The sequence below is a fragment of the Peptoniphilus sp. genome, from assembly GCF_050943655.1.
Lineage (GTDB): Bacteria > Bacillota > Clostridia > Tissierellales > Peptoniphilaceae > Peptoniphilus_A.
On sequence record NZ_JBMNPQ010000047.1, the window covers coordinates 1 to 11,172 of the forward strand.

An 11,172-nucleotide genomic window follows, 5' to 3' on the forward strand; every position below is an offset into this window, starting at 1 on the left:
TTAATCCTTTGGCAGTTATTTAAAGTTTTGACGACATTTATGTTTCTACTTGCTAATATTTTTCACTTTTTTATGAAAAATAAATCCAAAAATTATTATTGCACTTCCTTTTATATTATTTTTAATAAATATAGCGATATGGGTTTTATAAAAATCTTTTAAATTTTACACCTAAATAGATGTTTTAAACAAAAAAATCCCTCAAGCCTTAACTTGAGGGTCTAAAAATTATTTATCAACCAATTCCGCCAAGTATTGCACCTGCAACAAGAGCTACTATACATAGTGGAACATATACATATTTACCAACTGGGAAGAAATATGATCCAATTGGTTTTCCATCTTTTCTACCTTGGTTTACTGCTGCTTCTACGAAGTCTCGTCCAGCTACCCAGAAGAACATTGTTCCAGCTAAGAATGATCCTAGTGGACAGATGTATATTGATACAAAGTCCATCCATTCTCCTGTAATCTTTTGAATAAGAATTGCAACAACACAACCTATTGCAAGAATAATTCCTGTAGACATTACACGATTAAGTCCTAGGTTATCTTGCAAAGTTGCAACTGGTGCTTCGTAAAGATTTATTATTGAACTTACTCCAGCAAAAAGTACGCATACAAAGAAAATAATTCCTAGTACTTTGCCTGCTGGCATACCGTTAAGTACGTTTACTAACCATATAAACATAAGTCCAGGTCCGCCTTCTTCAAGAGGTGCTCCACCAACTGCCATTGCTGGAATAATTACAAATGCTGCTAAAAGAGCTGCCAATGTATCAAAAAATGCAACGTTAAATGCAGATCTTGGCAAGTCTTCATCTTTAGGAAGATATGATCCATAAATTACTGAACCGTGTCCAGCAACAGATAGTGAGAAGAATGCTTGTCCAAAAGCAAATATCCAAAGCATTGGATCGCTAAGTCTTGATGCATCTAAGCTGAAAATATATTTATATCCATTTTGTGCTCCAGGTAGTGTTGCAATATAAATTGCAAGTCCTACAAACAAGAAAAATAGTATTGGCATCATAATTTTGTTGGCCTTTTCAATACCTTTTGAAACGCCCATTGACATTATTATAAATGAAACCACTACTGCTACAATTATCCAAACAACATTGGATGTTGCTGTAGCTCCAAAAGTTCCTCCGATTACGTCCATGTCTTGGCCCATTGCCATAAGCTCTCCGCTAAAAGACATTTTAGTATATTTAAATATCCAGCCCATTACAACGGTATATCCAATTGCCAATGCAAGTGAACCAATAATTGGAATAATACCAATCATCTCACCAGTTTTTCTATTGCCAGTTTTAACTTCTGTACAAGTTCCAAAGGCACCGATTGGGCCGGCTCCTGTAGATCTACCTAGTGCAAATTCTTCAACTACACCAGTTGATCCAATTAACAACACACAAAGGAAGTAAGGTATTAAGAAATCCATACCGCCCCATAGGGATACCATAATTGGAAATCTCCAAATATTTCCCATTCCAACAGCTGAACCGATACAAGCAAGGATAAAGCCCCATTTACCAGTAAAGCCATCACGCTCTTTAATATTATGATTATCTGCCATAATTTTCCTCCATTGTGATTTCAAGTATTAAACATAAGGACAATTTGAAAAAATGAATTGTCCTTATGCGTTAATGTGTCAATATTCTCTATTTTATTATTTATTTGGATATGGCTCTAAGAATGCATGGAAGTGACGCATTGGTAAATTGTGTCCCCAAACGATTCTCATGTTCGGAATATTTTCACGATCTTCGTATAAGTCTTTAACTGCTGCTATTACATAGTCAAGATGTTCTTTTGTAAGTCTACTTCTATCTAATGCAAAACGAACTACATTTGCAAGTTCTGCTTGTTGTTCTGGAGTCTTTAGATCGTATTCCATTGAGTAGTCTCCAAGTTCAGCAACACGAATACCATAGCGGCGAATAAGTTCTAGTGAGAAACCTTCACCGGCAAATGTTTCGTGACCTCTCTTGTGGTCAAAGAATTCATCCATATTGATATAAACAGCGTGTCCACCTGCTGGAAGGACAACTCCCTTAACTCCTGCTTTGTAGAAACCTTGTGCTAGGTATTCACATTGAGTTACACGGTTGTGCATGTAGTTGAAGTCGCAACTTTCGTATAGACCAACTGCAAGTGCCATAATATCTCTACCACTCATTCCACCGTAAGAGTCGTTGCCGTAGCAAGAGATTTGTTTAACTTTAAGTCTTACTCCAACATCCATCTTGATGCTTCCATCTTCGTTGAAGTCTGAGAATTTCTTCCAGAATAAACCTTTGTCACGGAATGCAAGCATACCACCCATGTTAGCGTGGCCGTCTTTTTTAGCTGACATACAGAATCCGTCGCAATATGAGAACATTTCTGTTGCAATTTCTGCGATTGATTTGTCTTCGTAGCCTTCTTCGTTCATCTTGATGAAGTATGCATTTTCTGCCCATCTAGCAACATCAAAGATTAGTGGTATATCATATTTGTGAGCAACTCTATTGATTTCTCTTAAGTTTTCCATAGAAACTGGTTGTCCACAAATAGTGTTATTAGTAATTGTTGTAAATACTAGAGGAACATTTTCAGGTCCAAGTTTAGTGATAAGTTCTTCTAGTTTTTCTATGTCCATATTTCCTTTGAATGGATTTTTGTCATATTTTCCACCTTCAGGAATTTCATAAAGAAGTTCTTTGTTGTATAGGTTTCTAGGAATAGAACCCATTTGTTTTATATTACCTTCAGTTGTGTCAAAGTGACCATTAGAAGGGATTGTAAATACTTTACCAGGGTGACGCTCTTGTAAAATATTTTTAACAATTTCCATAAGTACAGATTCTGCTGCACGTCCTTGTTGAATTATAAATGCATTTGGTCTTTCCATTTGTGCTGCTCCACCGTTGAATAGACCACCTTCGTATTCACAAAGATATACTTCGTCCATCATTTTTTCAACATCACGACAATCAGTGCGCACAAGATCAATTATTTTCTTCCAGTTTTTTTCTCCGCCACGTTCGAATATGTCACGGAATGTGTCAAGCAATACATAGTATCCAGTGTTTCTACCATAGGCTTCATCACCATAGAATAGTGCTGCCCATTGAGTATTTGTCATTGCAGTAGTACCTGAGTCAGAAAGCATATCAACAGTTAGCATTCCAGATGGAAATGCAAATTCGTTGTAGTGAGTAGCTTTTAAAGCTCTTTCTCTTTGTTCAACTGTTACATTAGGTAAGTCTCTTACTGCAAAAGTAAAATGAGTTGGTGTGGGAACGTTCAAAGAATATTGTTTAGTCATACTATTACCTCCAAAGCTTCGCTTTTTTATTTGAGATACCCCGGTTATCGCTTGCAATTCCCATATTGAAAGCGACTAGCGGACAGTACTAACTATAAAGAGAGCAAGGTTTTCTAGGAAATCCTTTGCTCCTTCCGTCTACTTTATTATACTAATTAGATAAGTAAAAGTCAATTTAAAATTGTTCCCCATAGACAAATTTGACAAGTTGTAAAAAATGTATTTTTAAATTTATGATGAAAAATTTTAATAATTAAAAAATAATCTCCTACAATTAGGTAATAAAAAAGTGAGACCTAAGTCTCACTAATTTATTATTCTACTTCTATCACTTGTTTACCATCGTAATATCCGCACTCTGGGCACACTCTGTGAGGTAATTTCATTTCGTGGCAGTTTGGACATTCTACAACTGTAGCTTTATTTAATCTATAAGAAGATGCTCTTCTCTTATTTTTTCTTTGTTTTGAAGTTTTACCTTTAGGTACAGCCATTTCTACACCTCCTCATCTTTAAATAAATCCAATAATTTTTCAAATCTAGGGTCAACTTTCTCTTCGACTTCAGTTTCTTCTTCCACTTCGCAGTCGCATTCTCCCTCGTTTAGGTTTTTTCCGCACACTGGGCAAAGTCCCTTGCAATCTTCTTTGCAAAGATTTTTGCCTGGAAGAGATGTAACTACTAAAGAGATAATTATTTCTGAAAGATCTATAGAATCATTTACAACTTCGAAATACTCATCTATAGAATCTTCATCATAAAAACTTGAATCTTTAAAATTATAAGCCTTATAATTTGCTTCCCTGTGATTCTTAAATTCTACTAAACATCTGTCACAATTTGCAATAAAATCATAAGAAATGTTTAATTCTAAAACAAGTTCTCCAGTTAAATCGTAAATTGAACCATTGTATTTGATGGGAAAAATTATTCTGAGATCATCAATATCCAGATTTGTATCATTTAGAGCAAGTTCTCCTTCGAAATCATATCTTTCTATGTCGGAGGATAAAAATCTACTTAAATCTAATCTCATATTCTCACCTCAAAAATACATACACATCATTATAACTGTAAGTTACGCTATTTGTCAATAGTTTGACGCAATTATTTTTCTACTAATTCTTTTGTATCTCTTGCTATCATTAATTCTTCGTTAGTAGGAATTACAAGAACTTTTATTTTTGAATTGTCTGAAGAGATAATTCTTTCTTCTCCTCTAACATTATTTTTTTCTTTGTCAATTTCAATTCCTAAGATCTTTAGATCTTCGCAAATTGATTCTCTCATTTCAACTGAGTTCTCACCAACACCAGCTGTAAAGATGATTGCATCAACACTAGGAAGCTCAGTCATATAGCTTCCAATATATCCACGAACTCTTTTTTCGAAGATATCAAGTGCAAGCTTAGCTCTATTATTTCCTTCTTCTGCAGCTGCTTCTAGGTCTCTAAAGTCACTTGATAGTCCAGAAATTCCAAGTACACCAGATTTTTTGTTTAGTACATTGTTCATTTCTTCTGGATCAAGATTTTCTTTTTCCATAATGAATGGAAGAATTGCTGGATCAAGGTCACCTGATCTTGTTCCCATTGCAAGTCCTTCAAGTGGAGTAAAGCCCATTGAAGTGTCTTTTGATTTACCATTTTCAACTGCACAGATACTTGAGCCGTTTCCCAAGTGGCAAGTAATTAGGTTAACTTCGTTAACGTCTTTACCTAATAATTCTGCTGCTCTATTTGTGATATATTTGTGGCTTGTTCCGTGGAAGCCGTATCTTCTTACTTTATATTTTTCATAATATTCGTAAGGAAGTGCATAGATATAGCTCTTTTCTGGCATAGTTTGGTGGAAAGCTGTGTCAAAAACTGCAACTTGTTTTACATTTGGAAGAAGTTTTTCACAAGCTTTGATTCCCATAATGTTTGGTGGGTTGTGAAGAGGTGCTATCTCTACATTGTCCTCAATTGCTTTTAGCACTTTGTCATCAATTACTACAGAATCTGCAAATTCTTCTCCACCGTGAACTACTCTGTGTCCAACTGCTCCGATTTCGTCTAGTGAAGAAATTGCGCCGTATTCTTCGTTTGTAAGTGAATCCATTACAAGTTCTAGAGCTTTTTTGTGATCTTGCATAGGAGTTTCGATTACTTTTTTATCTTTTCCTGTTGTTTCGTGTTTGATTCTAGAACCTTCAATTCCAATTCTTTCTACTAATCCTTTTGCTAATACGTCTTCGTTTTCCATATCAATTAATTGATATTTCAAAGAAGACGATCCGCAGTTTATTACTAATATCTTCATGTTTCCTCCTCAGATTTTAAAAAGTTCTTATTTATAGTATAATATCCTATAACAAATATATTATAACAAGGCGGCTTTTTAGTCAATAAATGGGAGAATTATATTATGAAAATAGCCTCAATTATTGCAGAGTATAACCCTTTTCACAACGGGCACAAATATCAAATTGAAAAAATAAAAAATTCATATTCAGATTATTTAGTAATCATTATGTCGACAAGCTTCGTGCAGCGCGGTGAGCCTGCAATTATTGATAAATTTACTCGTGCAAAGGTTGCAGTTGATAATGGAGCGAGCCTTGTAATAGAAAATCCAGTGATATATTCAGCATCTAATGCAGAAATTTTTTCAAAGGGCGCTTTAAATATTTTAAATTCTTTCGGCACAATAGATAGACTCTACTTTGGAAGCGAAAATCCAGTAGATGAACTATCTAATATAAATAAAAAAATTGATGACAATTTAAAAGATGAGTCCATTTTAAAAAATTTAAAAGACGGACATTCCTACATTGTCGCACGCGAAATGGCCATGGACTTTTTAAGTAGCGATGAAAAAAATATTTTAAAATTGCCAAATAATATTTTGGCAATGGAATACATGAGGGCAATTAATGACTTTAATTCTGACATAACAGCCCATTCAATCAAGAGAAAAAATGTAAATCACGACAGCTTTGAATTTATAAATGAATTTGCTTCAGCATCTCTTATTAGAAAATTAATTTTAGATGGAGAAAACTATAAAAAATTCGTCCCTTCATATGACTTTGGAGAAGTTCACGAGTTAGATGACTATTTTGACGTTTTAAAATATATTTTAATTAATAGAAATCTAGACTTTAATAAATACTACGACTACGAAGTGGGGCTAGAAAATAGGCTCTTTAACAATCTAGGTTCAAAAAATATTTACGACTTTGTAGAAAAAACTCACTCCAAAAGACACAGCCGCTCGAGAATTAAAAGACTTTTAATATCAATGCTTCTTGATTTAAATAAAGAATTAATCAAAAATTCATTCGAGTACCCCTACATCAGAGTCCTCGCCCTAGACGAGCGTGGTGCAGAGATATTAAGAAGCTCAAAAAATAAAAATATCATAGGCTCCTTTAAAAAATATTACGACTCATCAACTGGTGTTCAAAAAGAAATGCTAGATAGAGAAATCCTTGCGACAAATTTATATAATCTAAGAAGCGGAAAAATGAATTTAGACTTTACTCACAAAATATATAAAAAGACTTAAGGTAATATAACCCCAAGTCTAAAACTGCTTGAAAAGTAGAAAAGCTCTAAAAAAATCTTATCCTATGGAAGAAATTGTAGAAAGTTCAACTTGAAGCAAACGCATAAAAATCACACTGTTTGAACGAAGTGAGTTTGTGATTTTCAGATCTCTCAGAGTATGAGCTTTCCAATTTCTGTAATGAGATAAGATTTTTTGAGCTTTGTATACGAACTTAAGACTTGAGGTAGCATTACCCCAAGTCTTATTTTAATTATTCATATCTAAGTGCTTCTATAGGATCTAGTTTTGCAGCTTTATTCGCCGGATAGTATCCAAAGAATACGCCAATCGCCATAGAAAATCCAACAGCTATTATAATAGAAGAAAGTGTCGGCAGTGTGCTCTCATGCATTATGACCTTCGCGCCCACAATTCCAACAATTGAACCCAAAATTATTCCAAGAATTCCACCGATTATACAAAGTATAACCGACTCTATTATAAATTGCTTTCTAATATCTCGTCTCGTCGCCCCAAGGGCCTTTCTAATTCCAATCTCCCTTGTCCTTTCAGTAACCGAAACAAGAAGTATATTCATAACTCCAATTCCACCAACGAGTAGCGCAATTCCAGCTATTGCAACAACAGCAGTCTGCACTCCGCTCATGGCACTTGTCATTTGATTAATCTGTGATATTGCAGATTGAACATCAACCTTTACCCTGTTATTGTTGGCAAAATATTTATCGTTTAAATAATCTGAAATTTCCTTAGTATTTGCTTCAGCATTTTCAGTATTCATTAGCGAGAAGCTGACAAAGTTAAAGGTCTCATCTTCTCCCATTTCAGAATCGAGCTCCCTAAATGCAGTTGTATAAGGCATATAGAGTGTAGTTGTGTCCCCTGATATATCTCCAAACATGGCAACTTCAATTTTTTCATATTCATATACACCAACTACTGTAAGAACTAAGAGTCTTCCGTCTTTATAAGTCTTAATCTCTTGTCCAAGAGCCCTTGATACATCGCCGTCAAATATTTTATCAACGACTTTATTAGAAATTACTGCCACACTCTTTGCCCTCTTGATGTCCTCATCGTTTAAGAATCTACCTGCAGTCACATTTAAATTTTCAATATCCAAAGTTCCTGGCGAAGTGGACTGGATGTTTACAGTAATTTCTTTTTTTGCTTCTTTAACATCAGCAGATCCCCTTGGTCCCTCATACACAATGTTCTTTATGAGATCTGGCTTTGCACTTGCCACATCCTCCATCATGTCCTTTGTGATTAAATCATCGGGATACTGTATATCCTCGTAGCTGTAACCTTCTTTAGGCTGAACAACTACATAGGCTGCAGTGTTTCCTATTGTCTCAAAAGCCTTGTTTACAGATGCTGACATGGCATGACCTATAGTCGTAATACCAATTACAGAAGAAATACCTATGATTATCCCAAGCATTGTCAAAAAAGATCTCAGTTTGTTAGTTCTAATACCTTCTATAGAAAGTTTTAATGTTTCGATTAAATCCATTTAAACCTCCTTTAGTCTTCCATCAGACATCTCAAAAATTCTAGAGGCCTCTTTTGCAAGCTCAACATTGTGGGTTATCATAATAATTGTGCGGCCCTCTTCTTCATTTAATTTGTGGAAAAGCTCCATCACTTGGTCGCCCGTCTTTGTATCGAGAGCACCTGTGGGCTCGTCTGCAAGTATTATATCTGGATCATTTGCCATTGCCCTTGCAATTGCAACTCTCTGCTTTTGACCACCAGATAGTTCGTTAGGACGGTGATCCATCCTATCTCCCATATCGACTGCCTTAAGCAATTTCTTTGCCCTCTCTATTCTTTCGTTTTTTGGAACTTTTGCATAGAGCATTGGCAGTTCAACATTTTTTTGTGCATTTGAACGAGGTATTAAATTGAAATTTTGAAACACAAACCCGATTTTTTTGCTCCTATAAGCAGATAATTCTTCGTCTTTTAAAGTTTTGATATCAACTCCATTTAGCTCGTACTCTCCACTTGTTTGTCTATCCAACAGTCCAATTATATTCATAAGAGTACTTTTCCCTGAGCCCGATTGCCCAACGATGGAGATAAACTCACCTGGATATACATCCATGTCGATTCCGTGCAAGATTTCAAGTTCATTTTCTTTGCCAATATTAAAGGACTTTTTAATATCTCGCATTTCCATTAATTTAGCCATTTTGCTCATTACCTTCTGCTGCTTTTGGTGATTCTATTATTTTTACAAGTTGTCCCTCTCCATATCCTGAAGATGAAGTTAGAACCTTCATTCCTTTTTTAAGTTTTTTGCCCTTTATAGATGTCTCAAAATCATTTGATAGACCTGGTGTCACTTCAGTAAGAGTTATTTTATATTTTTCAGATCCAGCATCTACTAAGCTCAATACATAATTTTTGTTATCTCTTTCAAATATTGCTCCTGTTGGCACAGAATAAGTGTCCTTTTCTTCTGAAAGAATATATTTAACTCTAAGGCTCATGCCCGGTGCTAATTTATCCTTGTGTTCGTCATCAATTTCTATAGTAGTCTTGTAATATACATCCTTAGACTGAACATTTTCATTTTTCTCTGGTGCAGGATCTATTGATATAACTTTTCCAGTAAGTTCCACACCCTCTATTGCATCTGATGTCAAAACAACTTTTGTTCCAACTTTTACATCGTTAATATTGTATTCTTTAATGTGAGACTCAACTCTTAATGTGTCTACAGTTTCTATTGTCGCAACTGGTCCTGTCGGCATTTGTCCCTCTTCTGCATAAGTCTTTGTAATTGTACCAGAAATTGGTGCCTTCATTATAGTTCTATCTAGAGATTCTTTTAAAAACTGAAGTTCCTTGTTGCTAATTCCTGAATAACCAGTCTCTGCTTGCTTTACTCCGTCTTGCAAAGTTTTGATTTCGTTATCTACTCCAGCTTTTGCAGAGTCAAGTGCCTTTAGTGCCTCGTCATAATTATCTTTAGCTGCATCCATACTTTGTTTTAATGTCTTTAATTGGTCGGTTCTTGTTTCTGTATTTTTAAGTTCCTTATCTGCTCCAGATCTCAAATCATCTTGTGCTTTTTCAACATCAAGTTTCATTGCATCAAGTTGTTTTTCCTTTTCTGGTATAGCTTTTTCTAAAGCTTCAGCTTCAGAGCGATATTTTTCTCTGTCCGCTTGGTAGGATGCAAGGTCAGAAGATAGATTTTTTATTTCATTTTGTATGTCAGATTGTTCACGAGTTTTGTCATTAATTTGTTCACGCAATTCTTTAATTTTATCTTGCATATCTTTTAAATTTTTATTTGCATTTGAACTATTTGCCACTACATTTGTATTGGTATTATTACTAGAACCATCGCCATTACCTTTTGGAACAGATGTAGGTTTATCCATCATCTGGGAAGTTATATCAGCTATTTTATTATTTAAATCTACAATTTCTATACCAATCTCAGTTAGCTCGTCATTTAAATCATCTATCCTAGCCTCAGTGCGCGATACATCTCTATCAAGTGAGCGTTCCTTTTCTCTGTTGTCGTTAATATCTCTTTGATCTTCGTGGATACTTTCGTTTAACTGGTCATACTTTTTCATACCAGATTTTTCTAAGTATGAAAGATTTTCTCTCTCAGCTTTTTCTGCAATTAGTTCTGGATTATATCCCTCATCGATACTTCTCTTATAATCTTCGTAAGTCTTCTTTGCCTGTTTATATTGGTCAAAGGCAACTGTAATGTTATTGTTTGCTCCTTGAAGAGCTGAGTGAGTTCCGCTTTCTTTTCCCTTTATAGCTTCAGAGAGTCTATTTTTTGCAGCAGAAACTTGTGCAGAAACACTGGATCTTTGTGCACTATTTGCTTCTTCCTTTGCCGCAATTTGTTGCTCAATGTCTGTGGAAACAAGAGTCCCAATTATGTCGCCTTCATTTACTTTGTCCCCAACTTTTACATCTATTGTGTCAATTGGAAGTTGATTTTCGGCATATACATCTACAGAGTTAGAACTTACTACAGTCCCAGTTTCATTTACAGAATTGACAACGTCCTTGTGGTTAAGCGTTGCCACCTGACTTTGACTGACCTCTATATAATCCTTCTTGTTGAAAATTGCAAAAACTGATTTCGCAATTAACAAAACTAAAATCACTATAAGTACAATTGATAATTTTTTATGATTTTGAAAAAAACTTTTTATTTTTGCCATAGGTCGCTCCTTTATAATTTTTGTCACTATAATTATATATTAAAATTCGCGAAGTTTCTAAGAATATGCCCAAACTTAACAAAATCTTAA

Annotated in this window: 9 protein-coding genes; 1 reads left to right on the forward strand and 8 read right to left on the reverse strand. The window is 34.8% G+C overall.

Annotation, left to right across the window (positions count from 1 at the left end):
* Window positions 1-235 precede the first annotated feature (235 nt).
* From ACOX6R_RS05455 to ACOX6R_RS05475, 5 genes are all read right to left on the reverse strand, one after another.
* Complete coding sequence (locus ACOX6R_RS05455; protein ID WP_433448087.1) at window positions 236-1,582, reverse strand: sodium-dependent transporter; 1,347 nt, start codon at window positions 1,580-1,582, stop codon at window positions 236-238.
* 96 nt (window positions 1,583-1,678) lie between these two features.
* Complete coding sequence (locus ACOX6R_RS05460) at window positions 1,679-3,319, reverse strand: tryptophanase (protein ID WP_433448089.1); 1,641 nt, start codon at window positions 3,317-3,319, stop codon at window positions 1,679-1,681.
* Between the two features lie 314 nt (window positions 3,320-3,633).
* Complete coding sequence (gene rpmF / locus ACOX6R_RS05465; protein ID WP_354368033.1) at window positions 3,634-3,813, reverse strand: 50S ribosomal protein L32; 180 nt, start codon at window positions 3,811-3,813, stop codon at window positions 3,634-3,636.
* 2 nt (window positions 3,814-3,815) lie between these two features.
* On the reverse strand, window positions 3,816-4,355 hold the full coding sequence (locus tag ACOX6R_RS05470; protein WP_433448091.1) for a YceD family protein: 540 nt from the start codon (window positions 4,353-4,355) through the stop codon (window positions 3,816-3,818).
* A gap of 71 nt (window positions 4,356-4,426) precedes the next feature.
* Entirely contained in the window at window positions 4,427-5,623 is a 1,197-nt protein-coding gene (locus ACOX6R_RS05475; RefSeq protein ID WP_433448093.1) for an acetate kinase, read from the reverse strand.
* A 105-nt stretch (window positions 5,624-5,728) separates the two neighbouring features.
* Between ACOX6R_RS05475 and ACOX6R_RS05480 the strand changes: the two genes are divergently transcribed.
* Window positions 5,729-6,871, forward strand: a complete 1,143-nt coding sequence (locus tag ACOX6R_RS05480) for a tRNA(Met) cytidine acetate ligase (protein ID WP_433448095.1) — start codon at window positions 5,729-5,731, stop codon at window positions 6,869-6,871.
* 253 nt (window positions 6,872-7,124) lie between these two features.
* Here the strand turns inward: ACOX6R_RS05480 and ACOX6R_RS05485 are convergent, their stop codons facing one another.
* The 3 genes from ACOX6R_RS05485 to ACOX6R_RS05495 are packed head-to-tail and all read right to left on the reverse strand — an operon-like array spanning window position 7,125 to window position 11,082.
* Entirely contained in the window at window positions 7,125-8,390 is a 1,266-nt protein-coding gene (locus ACOX6R_RS05485; RefSeq protein ID WP_433448097.1) for an ABC transporter permease, read from the reverse strand.
* Entirely contained in the window at window positions 8,391-9,071 is a 681-nt protein-coding gene (locus tag ACOX6R_RS05490) for an ABC transporter ATP-binding protein (protein WP_433448100.1), read from the reverse strand.
* On the reverse strand, window positions 9,064-11,082 hold the full coding sequence (locus ACOX6R_RS05495) for an HlyD family efflux transporter periplasmic adaptor subunit (protein ID WP_433448102.1): 2,019 nt from the start codon (window positions 11,080-11,082) through the stop codon (window positions 9,064-9,066). Before ACOX6R_RS05495 ends, ACOX6R_RS05490 begins: the two co-directional genes overlap by 8 nt.
* Window positions 11,083-11,172: the final 90 nt, after the last annotated feature.